Raw genomic sequence first — 21059 nt, 5'->3', positions numbered from 1 at the left:
CATGATCACCCGAATCCTCGTGGCCAACCGCGGCGAGATCGCCCGGCGCGTGTTCCGCACGGCCCGCCGGCTCGGCATCGAGACGGTGGCCGTGCACTCCGACGCCGACGCGGACCTGCCGTTCGTGCGGGAGGCGGACGCCGCCGTACGGCTGCCGGGGAACACCCCCGCCGAGACCTACCTCCGCGGCGACCTCGTCATCGCCGCCGCGCTGCGGGCGGGCGCCGACGCGATCCACCCCGGCTACGGCTTCCTCTCCGAGAACGCCGGCTTCGCCCGCCAGGTCGCGGACGCCGGGCTCGTCTGGCTCGGTCCCGACCCGTCGTCGATCGACTCGATGGGCTCCAAGATCGAGTCCAAGAAGCTGATGGACGCCGCCGGCGTGCCGGTGCTCGGCAACCTGACCGTCGACACCGCGACCGAGGCCGACCTGCCGCTGCTGGTCAAGGCGTCGGCCGGCGGCGGTGGCCGCGGCATGCGGGTCGTGCGCTCGCTCGGCGAGCTGGCCGGCGAGGTGGAGAAGGCCTCGGCCGAGGCCGAGTCGGCGTTCGGCGACGGCACCGTCTTCGTCGAGCCGTACGTCGAGCGCGGCCGCCATGTCGAGGTCCAGGTCGTCGGCGACCGGTCCGGGAACGTCGAGGTCTTCGGCACCCGCGACTGCTCGCTGCAGCGTCGCCACCAGAAGGTGGTCGAGGAGGCGCCCGCGCCCGGCCTGTCCGACGCCGTGCGCACCGCGATGCACGACGCTGCGCGGGCCGCGGCCGAGGCGGTCGACTACGTCGGCGCCGGCACCGTCGAGTTCCTCTACGACGCCGACACCGAGCGGTTCTTCTTCCTGGAGATGAACACCCGGCTCCAGGTCGAGCACCCCGTCTCCGAGCTGATCCACGGCGTCGACCTGGTCGAGCTGCAGATCGCGGTCGCCGAGGGCCGGCCGGTCCCCGCGGTCACCGAGCCGGTCGGCCACGCGATCGAGGTCCGCCTCTACGCCGAGGACCCGGCGGCGGACTACGCCCCGCAGACCGGGCGGCTGCTCGAGCTCGAGGTCGAGCACGACGACACCTTCGCCCTCGACGGCTTCGGCACCCGCCTCGACACCGGCTTCGAGACCGGGGACGAGGTCGGCACCTTCTACGACGCGATGCTGTCGAAGGTGATCACCTGGGCGCCGACCCGGGAGCAGGCCGCGCGGTCGCTCGCGCGGGTGCTGGAGAGGGCCCGGATCCACGGCCTGGTCACCAACCGCGACCAGCTCGTCGCGTCGCTGCGACACCCGGCCTTCCTCGACCCGGCCGGCCTGGCGACCTCGTTCTACGGCGACCACCCGGAGACCCTCGCGGCCGGGGGCGCCGACGACCTGCTTCCGCTGGTCGGCGCGGTCGCGCTCGCCGAGCACCGCCGGCTCGCCGCCACGGTGCAGTCCCGGATCCCGGCCGGCTTCCGCAACGTCGTCGCCGCGCCGCGCTCGACCCGCTTCGGTCTCGGCGCCGAGGAGGTCGAGGTGCTCTGGTACGGCGGCCGCTACGGCTACCGCAGCGCCGAGCGCGACGACGTGATCGTCCTGTCCGCGTCGCCTTCGGAGGTCGTGGTCGCCGTCGACGGGGTGACCCGGCGCTACGCGGTCCGGGTGAGCGGGGATGCCGTGCTCGTCGACGGTCCGCGCGGCGGCGCCACGCTCCGCATCGTCCCGCGCTTCGTCGACCCGTCCACCCAGGTGGCCGCCGGCTCGCTGCTCGCGCCCATGCCGGGCAGCGTCGTGTCCGTGAGCGCCGCCGTCGGGGACGTCGTACAGGAGGGCCAGACCATCCTCGTGATGGAGGCCATGAAGATGCAGCACACCATCGCGGCGCCCTACGCGGGCACCGTCACCGAGCTGTCGGCGACCGCCGGTCAGCAGGTCGAGGCGGGCGTCGTGCTCGCCGTCGTGGAGCCGGAGAGCTCCGAGGAGGACAACTGATGACCATCCCGTTCACCGAGTCCGACGAGCGGGTCGCGCTGCGCGACTCCGTCAAGGCGCTCGCCGCGAAGTACGGCCACGCGTACGTCGCCGAGCAGGCCCGGTCGGGCGGCAAGACCACCGACCTGTGGAACGACTTCGGCAAGCACGGCTTCATCGGGGTCAACGTCCCCGAGGAGTACGGCGGCGGTGGCGGCGGCATGGGCGACCTGGCGGCGGTCCTCGAGGAGGCGTCCGCGCAGGGCGCCCCGCTGCTGATGATGGTCGTCTCACCGGCGATCGTCGGCTCGATCATCACCCGCTGCGGCACCGAGGAGCAGAAGCAGCGGTGGCTGCCCGGCATCGCCAGCGGCGAGACCGTCGCCGCCTTCGCCATCACCGAGCCCGACGCGGGCTCCAACAGCCACCAGATCACCACCACCGCCACCCGCGACGGCGACTCGTGGGTGATCAAGGGCCAGAAGACGTTCATCTCCGGCGTCGACGAGGCCGACGTGATCCTGGTCGTGGCGCGCACCGCCGACGCCAAGACCGGCAAGCTCAAGCCCGCGCTGTTCCTCATGCCGACCGACGCCCCCGGCCTCGAGCGGCAGCACATCCCGATGGAGTTCGTCGCGCCGGAGAAGCAGTGGACGCTCTTCTTCGACGACGTGCGACTGCCCGCCGACGCCCTGGTCGGCGACGAGGACGGCGGACTGTGGCAGCTGTTCGCCGGCCTGAACCCGGAGCGGATCATGGGCGCGGCGATGACCTGCGGCCAGGCCCGCTACGCCCTGGAGAAGGCGGTCGACTACGCCAAGACCCGCACCGTGTGGAAGGACCAGCCGATCGGTGCCCACCAGGGCATCGCGCACCCGTTGGCCAAGGTGAAGATCGAGCTCGAGCAGGCCCGGCTGCTGATGCAGAAGGCCGCCGCGCTCTACGACGCGGGCGACGACTTCACGGCCGGCGAGTACGCCAACATGGCCAAGTACGCCGGCGGCGAGATCGCCTGCAACGCGCTCGACGTCGCCGTACAGACCCACGGCGGCAGCGGCCTGACCACCGAGCTCGGCCTCGGCAACCAGCTCGTCGCCGCCCGCCTGGGCCGGATCGCCCCCGTCAGCCGGGAGATGATCCTCAACTTCGTCGCCATGCACTCGCTGGGGCTGCCGAAGTCGTACTGAGGCGCGGAGGGAGTTTCACCGGCCGACCGGTGAAACTCGCGCTTGGACGAGGAAGCTTCCTCGTCCAAGCGCCAGTTTTGTCGTCCAACCCCCGCCAGTTTCACCGGCCGACCGGTGAAACTGGCGCGGCGGGCAGCGCGGCGGGGCACAATGCCGAGATGCTGCGCCTGCTGCCGCCCCTCCTGGTCCTCATCCTCTGGGTCTACTGCCTGGTCGACGTGATCACCGCGCGCGAGGACAGCGTCCGCAACCTCGCCAAGACCTGGTGGCTGCTCATCGTGTTCTTCTTCCCGCTGGCCGGCTCGATCGCCTGGTTCATCGCGGGCCGTCCGGTCACCGAGCGGCCGTTGACCCGCGAGCAGGGCGCGGCGCCGAGCTATCCGGAGTACGAGCGCCGCGGCCGCTTCGCCGCCGCGGACCCCGAGAAGGACGAGGAGTTCCTGCGCAAGGTGCGCGAGCGGGCCGAGGAGCAGCGTCGCGCGCACGAGCAGAGGAAGAGGGAGCAGGAGCGGCGCGAGCAGGAGGGTCCCGAGCCGGTCTGAGCCTGAATCAGTCTGTCGCGCGCCGCAACGGGTACGCGGTGAGGATGGACGACGAGGTTCTTCACGGCTATCTGCAGCACCACTGGGCGGGATCGACGGCGGGCGTGTCGCTGTTCCGGCGGGTGGCCCGCACCCACGCCATCGCCACGGTCGCGACCGCCGTCGACAGCCTCGCCGACGAGGTCGCCGACGAGCGCGAGACGCTGCGCCGGATCATGCACGACGTCGGCACCTCCCCGAGCACGCTCGGGACGGTCGCGGCGAAGGCGGGCGCCGAGCTCGGTCGGCTCAAGCCCAACGGCCGGATCCTCACCCGCGCACCTCTCACGGACCTCGTCGAGATCGAGGCGCTACGGATCGCGGTCTGGGGCAAGCGCTGCGGCTGGGAGGCGCTGCGCTCGGTCGCCGACGACGAACCGCGGCTCGACGCCGCACTCCTCGACGACCTCGTCGCCCGGTCCGACCGGCAGCTCGACCTCCTGGCGCAGCTGCACCTGACCACCGCTCGCCGTCGGATCGTGTCATGAGGGTCGTCGTCACCGGCGCGTCCGGGAATATCGGCAGCGCCGTGATCCGGGAGCTCACCGCCGGCGGCCGGCACGAGGTCGTGGGCGTCGCGCGCCGTCGCCCCGAGCTGTCCGACCGCGCCGTCGCGGAGGGGTCGGTCACCTGGCGAGCCACCGACGTCGGAACCGACGACCTCGACCCGGTGCTCGAGGGCGCCGACGCGGTCGTCCATCTCGCCTGGAAGTTCCAGCCGACCCACCGCCCGGAGGAGACGTGGCGGACCAACGCCGTCGGCACCCGCCGCCTGCTGTCCGCCGTACGACGCCAGCGGGTCCCCACGCTCGTCTGCGCCTCCTCCGTGGCCGCCTACTCGCCGGCCCACCACGACGACCTGGTCGACGAGGGCTGGGAGACCGACGGGTCGTCCGCGGCGGCCTACTGCCGCGAGAAGGCCTACAACGAGCGCGTGCTCGACGCCTTCGAGGCGCCCGGCGAGGACACCCGGGTGGTCCGGATCCGGCCGGCGTTCGTGTTCCAGCGCTCCGCGGCGAGCGAGCAGCGCCGGATCTTCGGCGGCCCGCTGCTGCGGCCGCGGATGCTCGACACGCGGCTGATCCCGGCCCTGCCCGTCCCGCGTGGATTGCGGCTCCAGGCGGTGCACGCCGAGGACGTCGCACGCGCCATCGTCGCCGCGGTCGAGCGGCCGGTCACCGGGGCGTTCAACCTGGCGGCCGCCGGCGTGCTGCGCCGCCAGGAGCTCGGCGAGATCGTCGGCGCACCGACCGTCGAGGTGCCGCCCCGCCTGGTCAGCGGCGCGCTCGACCTCGGCTGGCTCGCCCGCCTGGTCGGCGTGCCCGGCTCGCTCGCCGACGCGCTGCTCGCCGTACCGCTGCTCGCGACGGACCGGGCACGCGCCGAGCTCGACTGGTCGCCGCGGCACACCGCCGCCGAGGCGATCGAGGCGTTCCTGTCGGGGGCCGCCCGGTCGGCCGGCTCCGGGATGCCGCCGCTGCACCCCTGAGGGTCTCGAGACGGTCGCTGCGCGACCTCCTCGACCGCCGGGGAGACGGTCGCTGCGCGACCTCCTCGACCGCCGGGGAGACGGTCGCTGCGCGACCTCCTCGACCGACGGGGGAGACGGTCGCTGCGCGACCTCCTCGACCGACGGTGCGCCGCGGGTGATGGGATCGACCCGTGGGCGGTGTGCTGGAGGGCTTCGGGACGATCGCGATCGTCATCGCCCTCGGCGCGCTCCTGGCCGACCGCGGCATCGTCGACCTGCACGGCCAGCGCAGCCTGTCGCTGGCGTCGTTCTACCTCGCGAGCCCGGCGCTGCTGGTCACCGTGCTGGAGGACTCCGACCCGTCCCGGGTGCTGTCCGGGCCGCTGGTCGCGACGGCCGCCGGCGTGGTCGTCAGCGCCGGGATCATGGCCGCGATCGCACGGGTACGACGCCTCGACGCCGGCACCGCGGTGGTCGCGAGCCTGTGCTCGGCGTACGTCAACGCGGGCAACCTCGGCATCCCGATCGCGGCGTACGCGCTCGGTGACGCGGCGCTGGTCGTCCCGGCGCTGCTGATGCAGCTGCTGGTGCTCCAGCCGCTGGCGTTGACGGTCCTCGACGTGGTGACCAGCCCGGAGCGCCCGTCGCTCCTCAAGATCGCGTCGCGGCCGGTCACCAACCCGCTGACGATCGCGTCCTTCGCCGGCCTGCTGCTCGCGGGCACCGACACCGAGCTGCCGCAGGTCGTGCACGCGCCGCTGGAGCTGGTGGGTGGGATGGCGGTGCCGGCCATGCTGATCGCGTACGGCGTCGCGCTCCGCCTCGGTCCGCTGCCGGGGCGCGGGGTGACGCCGCGGGCGCTGGCCACGGTCACCTCGCTGAAGATGGTGGTCCAGCCGGTGGCGGCGTACGTCGTCGGGAGGTTCGGGGTCGGTCTCGACGGCACCGACCTGTTCGCGGTGACCCTGCTCTCCGCGCTCCCGACCGCTCAGAACGTGTTCGTCGTCGCGATGAGGTACGAGCGCGGCGTGCTGCTGGCCCGCGACGCCATCTTCGTGTCCACCCTCGCCTCGGCGCCGGTGGCGATCGGGATCTCCGCGCTGCTGGCCTGATCGGGCCGCCGGGGGGAGACCCTCCCGTGGCGCGTGGGGTCGATGTCATAGGTTGCGCCTGTGGGAGTTGTCGGAGACCTCGATCGGGCGCAGCGGCGCAAGCCCGCTGTCGGCTTCCCGCTCGCGGTCATCTACAAGTTCTTCGACGACCAGGGCAACTACCTCGCGGCGATCCTCACCTTCTACGCCTTCTTGTCGATCTTCCCGCTCATGCTGCTCGGCACGTCGATCCTCGGGTTCATCCTCGAGGGCCGCGAGGCGCTGCAGGAGCAGGTCCTCGACTCGGCGCTGGGCCAGTTCCCGATCATCGGCGACGCGCTCGGGCGGCCGGAGGGCATCCAGGGCTCGACCGGCGGCATCATCGTGGGTTCGCTGACGGCGCTGTACGGCGCGCTCGGGCTCGGCCTCGCGCTGCAGAACGTGCAGTCGGCGGCATGGGCCGTGCCGCGCAACAGCCGCCCGCACCCGGTGATGACCCGGGTCAACAGCCTGTTCATCCTGGCCGTGGCCGGCACCGCGATCTTCACCGTCTTCGTCGGCTCGGCGGTGCTCACCGAGACCAACCTGGTCGGCGACCTGTCCCGGCACGGGTGGTTCCACTGGCTGGTGCGGCTGTTGACCGTCGGGATCCTCGGCTCGGTGATGACCGTGCTGCTGCGGATGGCGGCCGCCCGGGCGATCCGCGACCGGGGGATCCGGGCCGCACCCGGTGGCTTCACCGTCGCGGTGCTCTGGCAGGCCCTGCAGTGGATCGGCACCTGGTACGTCACCAACGTCATCGCCAGCACACACCGCAACAACATGACCGAGGCGTTCGGGGTCGTCCTCGGCCTGATGGGCCTGCTCTACATCGGTGCGGTGATGGGCGTGCTGGGCATCGAGGTCAACGTCGTGCTCGCCCGCAGGCTGTGGCCACGCGCGCTCCTGACGCCGTTCACCGACTCCGTCGACCTGACCGAGGCGGACCGCCGTGCCTACGCGATGTACGCCCAGATGCAGCGGCACAAGGGCTTCGAGACCGTCACGGTCCGCTTCGACGGCCGCGACGGCGACTCCCACGAGATCCTCCTCGACCCGCGCACCGAGAAGGTCCACAAGCAGCACATCCCCGGCCGGCCGCCGCGCCCGGAGGCGGCCGAGGAGGCGACCCAGCCGGTCAACCTGCCCCCGTCCGTCTGAACCGACCCGACCCGACCCGACCCGATTCGACCACAGCCATGGCCCAGAACTCGTTCACCCGCGGACTCGACGTCCTCATCGCGATCGCCCGCAACGGCCAGGTGAGCGTCGCCGAGGTCGCCGAGGAGCTGGGGCTCGCCACGAGCACGGCGTACCGCTATGTCCGCTCGCTGCGCGACTACGGACTGATCGAGGAGTCCCAGGGCGTCTACGTCCCGGGCTGGCGGCTGATGGAGATCTCGGGCGAGCACCTCACCCACACCCGGCTCGCCGAGGTCGCGGGGGAGTACCTGCGCACGCTGACCTACCAGACCGGTGAGACCGCGGTGCTCGCCGTGCGCGCGGGCTCGCACGCCATCTGCCTGCGCCAGTCCGTCTCGCCGGCGCCCGACCGCTACGCCTTCCGGATCAACGAGCTGCTGCCGCTGTACGCCGGTGCCGGCCAGCGGCTGCTCCTCGCCTACGCCCCCCGCCCGATCGTCGAGGTCGCCCTCGCCAACCTGGTCTCCTACTCGGCAGCCACCATCAAGCCCGATGAGCTGCCCGCCGCCCTCGCCCAGGTACGCCGCGACCAGCTGGCCGTGTCGCGCGGCGAGTTCAAGGAGGGGGCGATCGCGGTCGCCGTACCCGTGTTCAGCAACGGCGAGTGCGCTGCGTCGCTGACCATCGCCGGACCCTCGGACCGGTGCGACAACGCGGAGTGGGTGCGCCGCACCACCCGGCTGCTGCGGGCGGCGGCGACCGAGATGTCGGCCGAGATCGACGCCTGATCCTCTCCGGTCTGCTGCCGGGATTGCTCAGCGCTTCCCTGGGGAAGGGAGGGGCATGGCCTTCCTGGGTGGACCCGAGGCGGCGGCCCGGGTGGCGGCCGACCCGTTCTGGTCGGTGGTACGACGGCGGCACCCCGACGTCGAACTGGTCCTGCTGCCACCGGCCGGACCCGCCGAGCCGGCCGAGCAGCTCTCCGAGCAGCTCCGCGAGCCGATCCCGCAGACGAGCCTCGAGGCGGCGACCGCGGAGTGCGCGGCCCGGGTGGCGGAGCTGTGGGACCGGCTGGTCGGCGCGACCGAGCCCGACGAGTGGCGGGACCGCTGGACCACCGGCGCGACGCCCGAGGTGTCCCGCCACGAGGCCACCTGGACCCGGCTCGGGATGGAGCCGGTCACCGCCGCCGGCGTCCTCGAGCGGGCGGCCGCGCTGCTGGGCGACGAGGACTGGCGGGTGCTCACCCCGCCCGACGGCATGCCACGGGTGCTGGCCGGCCGGCCCGTCCGCCACGGCCGCGAGGAGATCGACCTGGTCCTGGTGCCTGCCACCGGGAGGTTCTTCCTGACCGTCCGCTCCGGGCCGTACCTGCTGGACGGTGCGCGATGAGCGTCTCCGGCATCGAGTACAACGCGATGTCCCGGTCGATCACCGACTGGGAGCACCTCGACCAGCTGATGACCGGCTCGAAGAGCGCCCTCAGCACGGCGAGCACCGCCGGCCTGCCGCCGAGCGTCCAGCCCGCCGGGGTGCTCTTCCTGGAGCGCTGGTCGGGCTTCGCGGGCGAGAGCGCGCTCATCGCCCGCGGCTTCGCCGACGCGCTGACGGCCGCGTCCGACGACTACCTCAACACCGACGACAGCGTCGACCAGCGCTACACCCAGCTCGACGGACGCCTGGGGCCGACGCGGTGAGCGTCACCATCGTGGTCCCGCCGTCCCAGCCGGCCACGTTGCCCGAGCCGCCCGGCGACGCAGCCCAGTGCGACACCCTCGCCGAGACGCTCTACACGACGGCCGCGCGCTACGAGGAGTTCGGCGAGGAGGCCACGCAGCTGCGCAACCTCACCGGCTACTGGTGGGGCGTCGCGTACGACGCCTATGTCGTCGCCTCCGGCAACGCGGCCACCGAGCACACCGCCATGGCCGCCACCGTCCGCCGGGTCGGCCGAGCCGTGACGTCGTACGCCGACACGCTGCGCGACCTGACCGCCACCCACGGCACCCTCGTCGAGCGCAAGGGCGGGCTCGACGAGCGGCGGACCACCCTGATCGCCGACATCGACGCGACCACCGAGGCCACCCCCGAGGTGGTCGCCGCGCTGCAGGAGCGGGCCACCGACCTGCGCACCGGCTACGCCACCCTCGTGACCGACCACGACACCCTGCAGCGCCGGGTCCGGGAGAACGAGGACCTGCTGCGCCAGGCGTTCCAGGCGGCGGACACCCTGGCCGAGGGACTGTCCGCGGAGGGCGGCGTACCGGAGACGGCGCGCAGCGCCATGGACAAGCCCGGTGCGCCGGGCACGGGCGCCACGCCCGCGCAGGTGCGGGACTGGTGGGAGCACCTGACCGACGCCGAGCGGGAGGCGGTCATCGTGGCCTACCCCGGCCTGATCGGCTCGGCCGACGGGCTGCCCGCGGACACGAGGGACCAGGCCAACCGGGTGCTGCTCGACGACGACCTCGCCCGGCTGGGCGCCAAGGAGGCGGACGGCACCCTCTCCGCCGACGAGCGCAAGGTGCTGGACAACGCGCGGGCCACCCAGAAGGCCGTGGAGAAGGCCGACGGCTTCGTCGACCCGACCACGGGCGAGAAGCCCGGCGGCACGCTCTGGCTCTACGACCCGGCGGCGTTCGACGGCGACGGCCGGGTCGCGGTGGGCGTCGGCGATCTCGACACCGCCGACGACGTCTCCGTGCAGGTGCCCGGCATCAGGTCCGAGATGGACGACGTCGGCGGCTACACCGACGAGGCGATCCGGCTCTACGAGTCGGCCCGCTACAACGGCGACGGCTCCTCGGTGGCGACCCTGTTCTGGCTCGGCTACAACACCCCCGAGGGCGCGATCGACCTCGACACGATCACGACCGGACGGGCCGAGGACGGCGGGCAGCGGCTCGCCGACGCGGTCGAGGGGCTGCGCGCCTCCCGGTCCGACGACCCCGCCCACCTCACCGTGATCGGGCACAGCTACGGCTCGACCACGACGTCGTACGCCGCCACCGACCACGACCTGGCCGCCGACGACGTGGTGCTGATCGGCAGCCCCGGCGCGGGGCCGGCCGACACCGCGGCGGACTTCAGCGTCGGTGCCGACCACGTCTACGACGGCCGCAACAGTCGCGACGCCGTCGCCTTCTTCGGCGACGAGGGTGCCTACCACAACCCCGGCGGGCTCGGCGTCGACCCGTCCTCGGAGGACTTCGGGGCGCACCGGTTCGAGGCCGAGTCGGTCGACCGTGGTGCGATCCGGAACTTCGACGACCACAGCCGCTACTACGACCACGAGTCGGAGTCGCTCTACAACCTCGGCAAGATCGTCGACGGCCACGGCGACGAGGTCAACGGGGCCGCGCAGAGCCACGACCCGTGGTGGCGCTGGGCCGTCGACCCGGAGGCCGACCGCGACCCGACGACGAACGTGCCGGGGCGCTCGGACACCCGTGCCGATGACGTTCCGTAGCCTGGGAGTGGCGGCGCTCGCCGTCGTGCTGATCCTGGGAGGGTGCGGCGTGGACGACCGGAAGGGCGCGGCCGGACTGGCCCGACTGCAGGACTCCGTGGTCGCGCGGACCCGCGAGGTCGTCGGCGTGCTCGCCGGCGCCGGGCTCGAGGTCACCCGCGCGGCGGGGGCCGCGGAGTACTGCCGCTCCGAGCCGGCTCCCGGCGTCACCTACCGCAGTGGCGGCGCGGTCGCGGGGACCCCTGCAGAGGTCCCTGCCCAGTTCGCCGCCGCCCGGGAGGCGCTGCTCGCCGCGGGCTGGGTGGTCGTGACGGAGGGCACCGACGGCGGCCGGCCCTGGGCCAACCTGGGCCGCGACGGCCTGCGGCTCGGCCTCTCGCAGGCCAAGCACGGTGAGCGGCTGCTCGGGTTCGCGCTCACCAGTGCCGAGTGCGTCGACGTCGCGGACGGTGGCTTCCTCGACCACGACGACCGCCGCGTCGACCTCCTCGCCACTGAGAAATAACGTCACCGAAACGCCCGGTTCCCACGCCATGGGAACGGCGATTGTTGCGCCCTGCTCCGCGGCCGGATCCTCCTGTGATCCACGACACCCACCAGCCGCCAGGAGCGCACCGCATCATGACGCGACCCCGCACCCTCTCCCTGTCCGCCGCCGCCCTCGCTCTCGCCCTGCCCGTCCTGCTCTCCGCGTGCGGCGGCAGCAGCGAGGCCGACGAGAAGCCGTCGTACGACAAGTCCGCCCCGCTGCACAGCGCCCTCCCGAAGGACCTGCAGGGCAAGAAGTCGATCACCATCGCGAGCAACGTCGAGTACCCGCCGTTCGAGTTCCTCGACACCGACAACAAGACGGTGCTCGGCATCGACCGCGAGATCGCCGACGGGCTGGAGAAGCAGCTCGGCATCGACATCGAGTTCGACAACATCGCCTTCGACGCGATCATCCCGGGCCTCGCCTCGGGCCGCTACCAGATGGCGATGTCGGCGATGACCGACAACCTCGAGCGGCAGAAGGAGGTCGACTTCGTCGACTACTTCGCCGCGGGCGCCGGGATCATGACCCACGAGGCGGACGCCGACAAGTACACGACCCTGGCCGACATGTGCGGCACCACGGTCGCGGTCGTCAAGGGCACCACCGAGGTCCCGCAGGCCGAGGAGGCCTCCAAGCAGTGCGAGGCCGACAGCAAGGACCCGATCAAGGCAACGGTCTTCCCCGGCCAGAACCAGGTCATCCTCGCGCTGCAGAACGAGCGCGTCGACGCGATCTTGATGGACAGCGCGCCCGGCGCGTACGCCGCCTCGCAGACCGAGGGACTCGTCATGAGCAAGCCCTACGAGTCGCAGCCGTTCGGCATCGTGTTCGCCAAGGGCACCGACGAGCTCCAGAAGGCCGTCCAGCAGGCGCTGCAGGCGCTCAAGGACAACGGCGAGTACGACAAGGCGCTGGAGAAGTTCGGTCTCGAGAGCGGCGCCATCGACGAGTTCACCATCAACGGCGGCACCCAGTGACCTCAGTTCCCGTGACCGAGAACTCCGCTCCGGCCCCGTCCCGTCCCGTCCCCGCGCGGGACGGGCGGGACGCCCGGGTCGTGCTCCCCACCCGGCACCCGGCCCGCTGGGCGATGGCGGTGGTGGTCCTCCTGATCGTGGCGGGGGGGATCACCCAGGTCATCGGCAACGAGCGCTTCCAGTGGGACGTCGTCGGCGACTACCTGTTCGCCCAGCCGATCCTGCAGGGCGTCGCGAAGACGCTGATGCTCACCGCCGCCGCGATGGCGATCGGCGTCGGGCTGGGCGTCGTGATCGCCGTGCTGCGGCTCTCCCCGAACCCGATCCTGTCGTCGGCCGCCTGGACCTACTCCTGGTTCTTCCGCGGTACGCCGCTGCTCGTGCAGCTGTTGTTCTGGTACTTCCTCGCCGCGCTCTACCCGACCATCGGCGTCGGCGGCGTGTCGTGGAGCGCCAACGAGCTGATCTCGCCGCTCACCGCGGCGCTGCTCGGTCTCGGGCTCAACGAGGCGGCGTACATGAGCGAGATCGTGCGGTCCGGCATCCTCTCGGTCCCGCCGGGCCAGGCCGAGGCGGCCAGCGCGGTCGGCATGCGACGCTCACAGGTGATGCGCCGGGTCGTGTTGCCGCAGGCGATGCGGGTGATCATCCCGCCGACCGGCAACGAGACGATCGGCATGCTCAAGCACACCGCGCTGGTGCTGGTGATCGGCTACACCGAGCTGATGACCACCGCGTCCAACATCTACTCGCGGACCTACCAGACCATCCCGCTGCTCATCGTGGCCGCACTCTGGTACCTCGCGATCTCGGCGGTGCTCTCCGTCGGGCAGTACTTCATCGAGCGGCACTTCGGCCGCGGCTTCTCGAACCACCGGGTCAGTCGCAAGGGGAGTCGCGTGCGCAAGGGGGAGGCGGTCGCATGAGTGCTCGTGCCGACGGCTCGCAGGAGCCGATGTTCCAGGCCTGGGACGTGCACAAGTCGTTCGGCCACGTCGAGGTGCTCAAGGGCATCGACATGTCGGTCGCCCGCGGCGAGGTGGTCTGCCTGCTCGGCCCCTCCGGGTCCGGCAAGAGCACCTTCCTGCGCTGCATCAACCACCTGGAGAAGTTCGACCGGGGCGAGATGTGGGTCGGCGGCGACCGGGTCGGGTACCGCCCGCACGGCGACAAGCTCAAGGAGCTCAACGAGCGCGAGGTCGCCGTACGCCGTTCCGGGATCGGGATGGTCTTCCAGGGCTTCAACCTCTTCGCGCACCGCACCGCGCTGGAGAACGTGATGGAGGGCCCGATGGTGGTCCGCCGGGAGAAGCGCTCGGTCGTCGAGCGGCGGGCGAGGGCCCTGCTCGACCGGGTGGGCCTCGCCGACCGGGTCGACAACTACCCCTCGCAGCTCTCCGGCGGCCAGCAGCAGCGGGTGGCGATCGCCCGGGCGCTGGCGATGCAGCCCGAGCTGATGCTCTTCGACGAGCCGACCTCCGCGCTCGACCCCGAGCTGGTCGGAGACGTGCTGGCCGTGATGCGCCAGCTCGCCGACGACGGGATGACGATGATCGTGGTGACCCACGAGCTCGGCTTCGCCCGGGAGGTCGCGGACCGCGTGTACTTCATGGACGGCGGCGTGGTCGTCGAGTCCGGCCCGCCCGCCGAGGTGCTGGAGCGGCCGCGGGAGGCGCGCACCCAGGCGTTCCTGTCCAAGGTGCTGGCGTGAGCGTCGCCCGTGTCGACCGTGTCGCCCGTGTCGGCCCGTCGGCCCGGCCGGACCTGGCCGGGCTGGCGGCGTACTCCTCCGTCGCCCCGGGTCCGGTCCCGGTCCGGGTCCGGGCGTCCTCGAACGAGGCGCCCGGCGGGCTGACCGGGCCGGTGCTGGACGCGGCGCTCGCCGCTGTCTCGGGCGCCACGCGGTACCCGCTGATCGGCGGTGCTGACCTGGCGGCCGCTCTGGCCGGGTCGTTGGGGGTCTCGGACTCGTCGGTGGCGGTGGCCGACGGGGCGCTCCCGCTGCTCGACCGGCTCCTGCTCGCCTACCTGCGGCCCGGCGACGAGGTGGTGATGGCGTGGCGCTCGTACGAGGCGTACCCGCTCAGCGTCCAGGTCGCCGGTGGCCGGTCCGTGCCGGTGCCGCTTCGGCCGGACGGGTCGCACGACCTGGCAGCGATGGCGGGCGCGATCGGTGCCTCGACGCGGGTGGTGATCGTCTGCAACCCCAACAACCCCACCGGCACGGTCGTGTCGTGGTCCGCCCTGTCGGACTTCCTCGACTCCGTGCCCCCCGACGTGCTGGTGGTGCTGGACGAGGCATACACGGAGTACGACGCCCGCTCCCGGCCCGCGTCGATGTCCGTGCCCGAGCTGGCTCGGCGGGGGAACGTGGTCGTGCTGCGCACCTTCTCCAAGGCCCACGGCCTCGCCGGCCTGCGGGCGGGCTACCTGGTCTCGTCTGCGGAGGTCGCGGGCGCGGTGCGCTCGGTCCTCCCACCCTTCCCCGTCTCGTCGGTGGCCGTCGCCGCCGCCCTGGCCTCCCTCGCCCATCCGTCGGTCCTCGCCGCCCGGGTGGCGTCGACCCGGGAGGAGCGGACGCGGGTGGCCGCGTTGCTCGGCGGGCGCGGCGTCGTCGTACCGGAGGCGGAGGGGAACTTCGTCTGGCTCCCGCTCGGGCCCCGGTCGGCGGAGTTCGCCGACCTGTGCCGCGCGCACGGGCTGCTGGTGCGGCCCTTCGCCGGCGAAGGCGTCCGGATCACCGTCGGCGACCCGGACCTGCGAGCTGTGCTCGCGGAGGTGCTTGCCGCCTGGGAGTGAGGGCCCCCGGGAGGTGAGGGTGAGTGGCGGGGATCGGGCGGGCACGTCCGGTCCCCGCCGGTCGTGTTCCTGTGCTGGCCCCTTCGGGGCGGGTGCGGGCGGCCGCCGTCAGCCGGCCGTGCGGATCGTCAGGTACGCAGCGCGCAGTGGGCGCCGCGCCGACCGCACGTACAGCACCACGCCGATGACGCCGAGCAACAGTATGCGCACCACCCAGCGGGCCTTGCTCAGGTCGGCGACCTCCCACGTCGCGCTGGGCCAGCTGAGCACATCGATGAGTGCCCACGCCCACAGTCCCGCCAGAGCCAGGACGACGACGATCACGGGGAGCACGTCGCGGAGCCTAGTCGCGATACGCCGTCGGTGGTCGGCGATGGGTTGCGCTCGGCTCGTCGCTTCCTGGGCCCCAGGCGGCGGTGGGCAGCTGAGCGGACCGGCCGCAGTAACACGCCGTCCACCTGACTGGGTGCCACTTCTCCGCAGAAGTCGGCCTCAGATGAGGCTGATTCTGCTGACCACCGCCGTGTAGTCGGGTGGACGGCGTGTTACATGCTCAGGCGAGCAGCTTCCCCGGGTTCATGATCCCGAGCGGGTCGAAGGCCGCCTTGACCGCGCGGTGCAGCTCCATGGACGCCGAGCCGACCTGTCGCTCGAGCCAGGCGGCCTTGAGCACGCCGACGCCGTGCTCGCCGGTGATGGTGCCGTCGAGCTCGAGGGCGGCCGCGAAGACCTCGTCGGCCGCGGCAGCCACGGCGTCGGGGATCCCGACGGCCCCATGGTCGAAGACGAAGGTCGGGTGGAGGTTGCCGTCGCCGGCGTGGGCGACGGTCAGCACGGTCACGCCGTGACGGGCGGCGGCGTCGTCGATGCGGCGGATCATCTCGGGCAGCCGGGAGACGGGTACGCCGACGTCCTCGACCAGGCACTGGCCGAGCTGCTCGGCGGCGGGATAGGCGAGGCGGCGGATGGCGAGGAGCTCGTCGGACTCCTTCGGGTCGGTCGACACGGCGGGCTCGTCGACGGCGCCGGCCTCCTCGCACAGCGCGGCGACCGCAGCAGCGTCAGAGTCGAAGCGTCCGTCCACCTGCACGACGAGCATCGCCTCGATGCCGGCCAGCCCCATCCGCTTCCAGGAGTCGATGGCGCGCAGCGTGGTGCCGTCGAGCAGCTCGAGCAGCGACACCTCCGGCCCGGACGCCACGATGCGCGCCACCGCGACCCCGGCGGCCTCGAGCGAGTCGAACGCCGCGACCACCGTCGTGGGCGGTACGACGGGCCGTCGGGTCAGCCGCACGGTGGCGGCCGTGATCACGCCGAGCGTGCCCTCCGAGCCGACCAGCAGCCCGGTGAGGTCGTAGCCGGCGACGTCCTTGGTGGTGCGGGTGCCGGTCGAGACCACGCGGCCGTCGGCGAGGACGACCTCGAGGCCGAGGACCGACTGGCGGGTGACGCCGTACTTCACGCAGCGCAGGCCGCCCGCATTCGTCGCGACATTGCCGCCGACGGTGGAGATCTCCCAGCTCGACGGGTCGGGCGCGAACATCAGCCCGTGCTCGGCCGCCGCCCGGTCGAGGTCCGCGTTGACGACGCCCGCCTCGACGACGGCCACCCGGTCCAGGGGATCCAGCGACCTGATCGCGGTGAGCGCCTCGGTCGACAGCACGAGACAGCCCTCGACCGCGCTCGCGCCTCCGGCCAGCGAGGTCCCGGCGCCGCGCGGCACCACCGGAACGCGGTGGGAGGAGGCGAGACGCAGCGCGGCAGCGACCTCCGCCGTCGTCCGCGGCAGCACGACGGCGCAGGGCAGGCCACCGGGGACGACGGTCGCCATGTCCTGTCGGTACGACGCCAGCAGGTCGCCGTCCGTGATGACCCGGCAGTGGTCCCCGAGTTCAGCACGTAGGGCGGCGACAAAGGCAGGAGTGCTCACGCGGGGACGATACGCACCGGCAGCGAGCTGAGCCCACGCAGCGTGTTGTGCAGGAACGGCACCGGCTCGCCGGCGGGCTCGATCGAGCGCACCCGCTGGGCGAGCTCGCCGAACAGCACCTCCATCTCCAGGCGGGAGATCGGCTGGCCGACGCACTGGTGGATGCCCATCCCGAAGGTGAGGTGGCCACCGGCCTCGCGCTCGATCCGGTACTGGTCGGCGTCCGGGCCGAACCGCTCCACGTCGCGGTTCGCCGCGCCGGGGAAGACGATCAGCTTGCTGTCCTCGGGCAGCGTCACGCCACCGAAGGAGACCTCGCGCGACGTCGTACGGAAGAACGACTGGAACGGCGACTCGAAGCGCAGCGCCTCGTCGATGGCGAACTTCGCGAGCCGCGGCGTGGAATGTACGAGGTCCCACTGGTCCGGGTTCGCGGTCAGGCAGCGCAGGGTGTTGCCGATCGCGATGACGGTGGTGTCGAGACCGGCGGAGAGCAACGCCCGCACGAGTACGGCGGCCTCCTCCGGCGCGACCACGCCGGCGTCGGCGTGCGCCCAGATCTTCGCGCCGAGCCCGTCGGGGCTGAGGTTCTCGCGCGCGCAGTTGTTCATCGTCCACTCGATGGTGTGCTCGCCGGCCCGCATGTAGTGCTCGTAGCGGGCGTCCTCGGGTCCGAACTGCGCGAAGTTCATCGCCCCGTGCGCGAGCAGGTTCTCGGCCCGGCCCTCGCGCGGGATGCCGACCGCGTCGCCGAACACCCGGAGCGGGAACAGCTCGGCGAGGTCGGTGATCGCGTCGAACTCGCGCATGTCGAGGAGCTTGTCGACCAGCGGCGTCGCGAACTCCTGGAAGCCGGCGCGCAGCGGGCGCATGTTGCGCGGGCTGATCACGTCGGCCATCACGGTGCGCAGCGGGGTGTGCATCGGCGGGTCCGAGTCGAGGATGCCGGGCTTCCGCCAGGGCGGCTGGTGGTGGTAGTTCCGCGGCCCCACCCCGGCCCCCGAGATGAAGGTCTCGTGGTCGACGAGGATCTCGCGGACCTCGGCGAACCGGGCGAACGCCGCGACGTCGTACGTGTCCAGCCACACCGCCGGACCAGCCTCGCGCATCCGGTCGAAGAGCGGGTACGGGTCGGTCAGGTTCGCGTCGTCGTACGGGTCGTCGGCGATGTTCATGCCGGGACGGTAGGAGCGGCCGGAAGCCGCCAACAACGAAGGTTCCCGCGTGATGAGAATCCGCGTTGCCGGGGTGTGCCGGCCCTCCGCGACGATGTGACCATGACCGCTCACCTGACGCAGACCTCCGACCGCGTCGTCGTCCTCGGCACCGCCCGGCTCACGCTCGCGGACCTCGTCGCCGTCGCCCGCCACGGCGCCCGCGTCGAGCTCGACGCCGCCGTCGACGAGCGCCTGCGCGCCAGCCAGGAGTGGGTCGAGGCCGCCGGCCTGGAGCGCCCGATCTACTCGATCAACACCGGCTTCGGCTCGCTCGCCGGCCGCCAGGCCTTCGCCGACCCGGCCGACGCGGCCGAGCTGTCGCGCCGCCTGGTCCTCAGCAACGCCTCCGGCATCGGTCGGTACGTCGACGCCGAGCTGGTCCGCGCCACCATGCTGATCCGCGCGGTGAGCCTGCTGTCCGGCCACTCCGGCGTGCGCCCCGAGGTCGCCCGGCTCGTCGTCGACATGCTCAACGCCGGCGTGCACCCGGCGATCCCGGAGTACGGCTCGCTCGGCGCGTCCGGCGACCTGATCCCGCTGGCCCACCTCGCGGTCGTGATGACCAGGGGCGTAGCGGGCCGCGAGAGCGCCGAGGAGGACGTCCGGAACTCCGGCGAGGTGCTCCTTGACGGCCGGGGCGGCAACCGGGTCGTCACCGGCGCGCAGGCGATGGCCGACGCCGGCCTCGAGCGGATCGCGCTCGCCGCGAAGGAGGGCCTGGCGCTGCTCAACGGCACGTCCTTCTCCTGCGCCCAGGTCGCGCTCGCGCTGCACGACGCGCAGAACCTGCTCGACACCAACCTGGTCACCGCCGCGATGTCGATCGAGGCGCTCAAGGGATTCGGTGACGCGTTCATCGCCGAGCTGCACGAGGCCCGCGGCCAGTCCGGCCAGGTCGAGGTCGCCGCCCGGATCCGCCGGCTGCTCACCGGCGCGACGCTGGTCGACGGCGACCGCGACCACGATCCGGTCCGCCAGCCCCCGCAGGACGCCTACTCGCTGCGCTGCGTGCCGCAGGTGCTCGGCCCGATCACCGACACCCTGCGCTTCGTGGCCGGTCTCGTCGAGAACGAGATGAACGCCGCCACCGACAACCCGCTGATCTTCCCGTCCCTGCCGCGCTCGCTGAAGGCCGTGTCGGGCGGAAACTTCCACGCGGAGTACATGGCCTTCGCCGCCGACTTCCTCGCCATCGCGGTCACCGAGATCGGCAACATCACCGAGCGCCGGCTGTTCCGGATGGACGACGGCACCCTCAACCGCGGCCTTCCGGACATGCTCGTCAACAGCGCGCAGGTCGGCATGGACTGCGGCTACATGCTTCCGCAGTACCTCGCCGCCGCGCTGGTCTCCGACTGCAAGACGCTCGCGCACCCCGACTCCGTCGACTCGATCCCCACCTGCGCCAACCAGGAGGACCACGTCTCGATGGCCAACAACGCCGGCCGGCACGCCCGCCAGGTCGTCGCCAACATCGAGGCCGTCGTCGCCATCGAGCTGCTCATGGCGGCCCAGGCGCTGGACCTGCGGATCCTGCAGGACGAGGTCACCGAGGACGGGCTCGCCCCGACCAGCCGGGCAGTGCGGGCGCTGGTGCGCGGCAGCGAGGACGCGCAGGGCCAACCGGTCGCGCACCTCACCCAGGACCGGGTGCTCTACCCGTGGCTGCGCAAGGCCGTCGAGCTGGTCCACTCCGGCGCCGTCGTCGCGACCGCGGAGGGCCTCTCGTGACCGCGGACGTCCGGGTCCGCGTGGCTGCGGCCCGGCAGGTCGCCGATCGGGTCCGCGAGCTGGTGCTGGCGCCGGTGAACGGTACGCCGCTGCCCGGCTGGACGCCCGGCGCGCACGTCGACGTCGTGCTCACCGACGAGCTCACCCGCTCCTACTCCCTGTGCTCGGAGCCCGGCGCCGACACCTGGCGGATCGCGGTGCTCGAGGAGACCGACGGCCGCGGCGGCTCCAGCCACGTCCACCACGCCCTCGCGGTCGGTGACGAGCTGGTCACCTCCGCACCCCGCAACGACTTCGAGCTCGTCGTCGGCGAGCGCCGGATCGTGCTCGTCTCGGGCGGCATCGGGATCACCCCGATCCTGCCGATGGCCGCGGCCGCCGACGCCGCCGGCGCGGACTGGAGCCTGCTGCACCTGGCCCGCAGCGAGGCCGCGGCGGCGTACGTCGACGAGCTGGCGTCGTACGGCGACCGCGTCGTGCGCCACGTCGACACCGACGGCGGCCCGATCGACCTGGCCACCGCGCTCGACGGGCTCGGCGGTGCCGACGCGGACGTGTACGCGTGCGGCCCGGCGCCGCTGCTGGCCGCGCTCGAGGAGTACGCCGCCGCCCGCCCCGGAACCCGCCTGGTGCTGGAGCGGTTCACCGGCGACGGGGACGCGATCCGCGCGGGCGACCACGCGTTCGTGGTCGAGATCGCCGACGGGACCGAGATCCCCGTGGCCGCCGACCAGACCGTTCTCGACGCGCTCACCCACGCCGGCATCCGGGTGCTCAGCTCCTGCCGGGAGGGCGTCTGTGGCACGTGTGAGACGGTCGTCCTGGAAGGCGAGCCGGATCATCGCGACCACGTCCTCAGCGACGAGGAGCGCGAGAGCGGCGAGATGATGATGCCCTGCGTGTCGCGGTGCCGCGGCGCGCGGATCGTCCTGGATCTGTGAGGAGAGGGAGTA

Annotated in this window: 21 protein-coding genes; 18 read left to right on the top strand and 3 right to left on the bottom strand. The window is 72.6% G+C overall.

Annotation, left to right across the window (positions count from 1 at the left end; translation table 11 throughout):
• Nucleotide 1: 1 nt before the first annotated feature.
• The 16 genes from FBY23_RS00850 to FBY23_RS00775 all read left to right on the top strand — a co-directional run bounded on the left by FBY23_RS00850 (nt 2) and on the right by FBY23_RS00775 (nt 15228).
• The gene (locus FBY23_RS00850; RefSeq protein ID WP_141796418.1) at nt 2-1957 is read left to right on the top strand and encodes a biotin carboxylase N-terminal domain-containing protein; all 1956 of its coding nucleotides are present in this window, start codon (nt 2-4) and stop codon (nt 1955-1957) included.
• Nucleotides 1957-3123: an acyl-CoA dehydrogenase family protein gene (locus FBY23_RS00845; RefSeq protein WP_174245171.1), complete on the top strand. Its 1167-nt coding sequence runs from the start codon at nt 1957-1959 to the stop codon at nt 3121-3123. Before FBY23_RS00850 ends, FBY23_RS00845 begins: the two co-directional genes overlap by 1 nt.
• 158 nt (nt 3124-3281) lie before the next feature.
• On the top strand, nt 3282-3665 hold the full coding sequence (locus tag FBY23_RS00840; protein ID WP_141796417.1) for a PLD nuclease N-terminal domain-containing protein: 384 nt from the start codon (nt 3282-3284) through the stop codon (nt 3663-3665).
• A gap of 44 nt (nt 3666-3709) precedes the next feature.
• Nucleotides 3710-4192 (top strand): hypothetical protein, encoded by a 483-nt coding sequence (locus FBY23_RS00835; RefSeq protein ID WP_141796416.1) that lies wholly within the window; start codon nt 3710-3712, stop codon nt 4190-4192.
• Nucleotides 4189-5193: an NAD-dependent epimerase/dehydratase family protein gene (locus tag FBY23_RS00830; RefSeq protein WP_141796415.1), complete on the top strand. Its 1005-nt coding sequence runs from the start codon at nt 4189-4191 to the stop codon at nt 5191-5193. Before FBY23_RS00835 ends, FBY23_RS00830 begins: the two co-directional genes overlap by 4 nt.
• 173 nt (nt 5194-5366) lie before the next feature.
• On the top strand, nt 5367-6287 hold the full coding sequence (locus FBY23_RS00825) for an AEC family transporter (protein WP_141796414.1): 921 nt from the start codon (nt 5367-5369) through the stop codon (nt 6285-6287).
• 60 nt (nt 6288-6347) lie between these two features.
• The gene (locus FBY23_RS00820; RefSeq protein ID WP_141796413.1) at nt 6348-7466 is read left to right on the top strand and encodes a YihY/virulence factor BrkB family protein; all 1119 of its coding nucleotides are present in this window, start codon (nt 6348-6350) and stop codon (nt 7464-7466) included.
• Nucleotides 7467-7504: 38 nt separating this feature from the next.
• The gene (locus FBY23_RS00815; protein ID WP_141796412.1) at nt 7505-8236 is read left to right on the top strand and encodes an IclR family transcriptional regulator; all 732 of its coding nucleotides are present in this window, start codon (nt 7505-7507) and stop codon (nt 8234-8236) included.
• A 55-nt stretch (nt 8237-8291) separates the two neighbouring features.
• Entirely contained in the window at nt 8292-8840 is a 549-nt protein-coding gene (locus FBY23_RS00810; RefSeq protein WP_141796411.1) for a hypothetical protein, read from the top strand.
• A complete protein-coding gene (locus FBY23_RS00805) occupies nt 8837-9145 on the top strand; it encodes a hypothetical protein (RefSeq protein ID WP_141796410.1) in 309 nt (102 codons plus the stop codon). The genes FBY23_RS00810 and FBY23_RS00805 overlap by 4 nt, the downstream gene beginning before the upstream one ends.
• A complete protein-coding gene (locus FBY23_RS00800) occupies nt 9142-10917 on the top strand; it encodes an alpha/beta hydrolase (RefSeq protein ID WP_141796409.1) in 1776 nt (591 codons plus the stop codon). The genes FBY23_RS00805 and FBY23_RS00800 overlap by 4 nt, the downstream gene beginning before the upstream one ends.
• Nucleotides 10904-11422: a hypothetical protein gene (locus FBY23_RS00795; protein WP_141796408.1), complete on the top strand. Its 519-nt coding sequence runs from the start codon at nt 10904-10906 to the stop codon at nt 11420-11422. The genes FBY23_RS00800 and FBY23_RS00795 overlap by 14 nt, the downstream gene beginning before the upstream one ends.
• Before the next feature lie 116 nt (nt 11423-11538).
• Complete coding sequence (locus FBY23_RS00790) at nt 11539-12429, top strand: ABC transporter substrate-binding protein (protein ID WP_141796407.1); 891 nt, start codon at nt 11539-11541, stop codon at nt 12427-12429.
• Nucleotides 12430-12440: 11 nt separating this feature from the next.
• Nucleotides 12441-13355 carry an amino acid ABC transporter permease gene (locus FBY23_RS00785; protein WP_260805668.1) on the top strand — a complete coding sequence of 305 codons (915 nt, stop codon included), beginning with the start codon at nt 12441-12443 and terminating at the stop codon, nt 13353-13355.
• The gene (locus FBY23_RS00780; protein WP_313901086.1) at nt 13352-14140 is read left to right on the top strand and encodes an amino acid ABC transporter ATP-binding protein; all 789 of its coding nucleotides are present in this window, start codon (nt 13352-13354) and stop codon (nt 14138-14140) included. Before FBY23_RS00785 ends, FBY23_RS00780 begins: the two co-directional genes overlap by 4 nt.
• Nucleotides 14137-15228, top strand: coding sequence for a histidinol-phosphate transaminase (locus FBY23_RS00775; protein WP_141796406.1), 1092 nt, complete (start codon nt 14137-14139; stop codon nt 15226-15228). Before FBY23_RS00780 ends, FBY23_RS00775 begins: the two co-directional genes overlap by 4 nt.
• Nucleotides 15229-15336: 108 nt before the next feature.
• Here the strand turns inward: FBY23_RS00775 and FBY23_RS25835 are convergent, their stop codons facing one another.
• The 3 genes from FBY23_RS25835 to FBY23_RS00760 form a co-directional block, all read right to left on the bottom strand.
• Complete coding sequence (locus tag FBY23_RS25835; RefSeq protein WP_160158125.1) at nt 15337-15561, bottom strand: PLDc N-terminal domain-containing protein; 225 nt, start codon at nt 15559-15561, stop codon at nt 15337-15339.
• Nucleotides 15562-15781: 220 nt separating this feature from the next.
• Complete coding sequence (locus tag FBY23_RS00765) at nt 15782-17158, bottom strand: FAD-binding oxidoreductase (protein WP_260805667.1); 1377 nt, start codon at nt 17156-17158, stop codon at nt 15782-15784.
• A complete protein-coding gene (locus FBY23_RS00760; protein WP_141796404.1) occupies nt 17155-18333 on the bottom strand; it encodes a cytochrome P450 in 1179 nt (392 codons plus the stop codon). The genes FBY23_RS00765 and FBY23_RS00760 overlap by 4 nt, the downstream gene beginning before the upstream one ends.
• A gap of 102 nt (nt 18334-18435) precedes the next feature.
• Between FBY23_RS00760 and hutH the strand changes: the two genes are divergently transcribed.
• Together hutH and FBY23_RS00750 are read left to right on the top strand one after the other, a co-directional pair.
• On the top strand, nt 18436-20106 hold the full coding sequence (hutH, locus tag FBY23_RS00755) for a histidine ammonia-lyase (RefSeq protein WP_141796403.1): 1671 nt from the start codon (nt 18436-18438) through the stop codon (nt 20104-20106).
• Nucleotides 20103-21047, top strand: coding sequence for a PDR/VanB family oxidoreductase (locus tag FBY23_RS00750; protein WP_141796402.1), 945 nt, complete (start codon nt 20103-20105; stop codon nt 21045-21047). Before hutH ends, FBY23_RS00750 begins: the two co-directional genes overlap by 4 nt.
• Nucleotides 21048-21059 lie beyond the last annotated feature (12 nt).

The sequence above is a fragment of the Nocardioides sp. SLBN-35 genome, assembly GCF_006715725.1.
GTDB lineage: Bacteria > Actinomycetota > Actinomycetes > Propionibacteriales > Nocardioidaceae > Nocardioides.
Note: the sequence above shows the minus strand (reverse complement) of the source record. Positions and strands in the feature narration are given on the sequence as shown.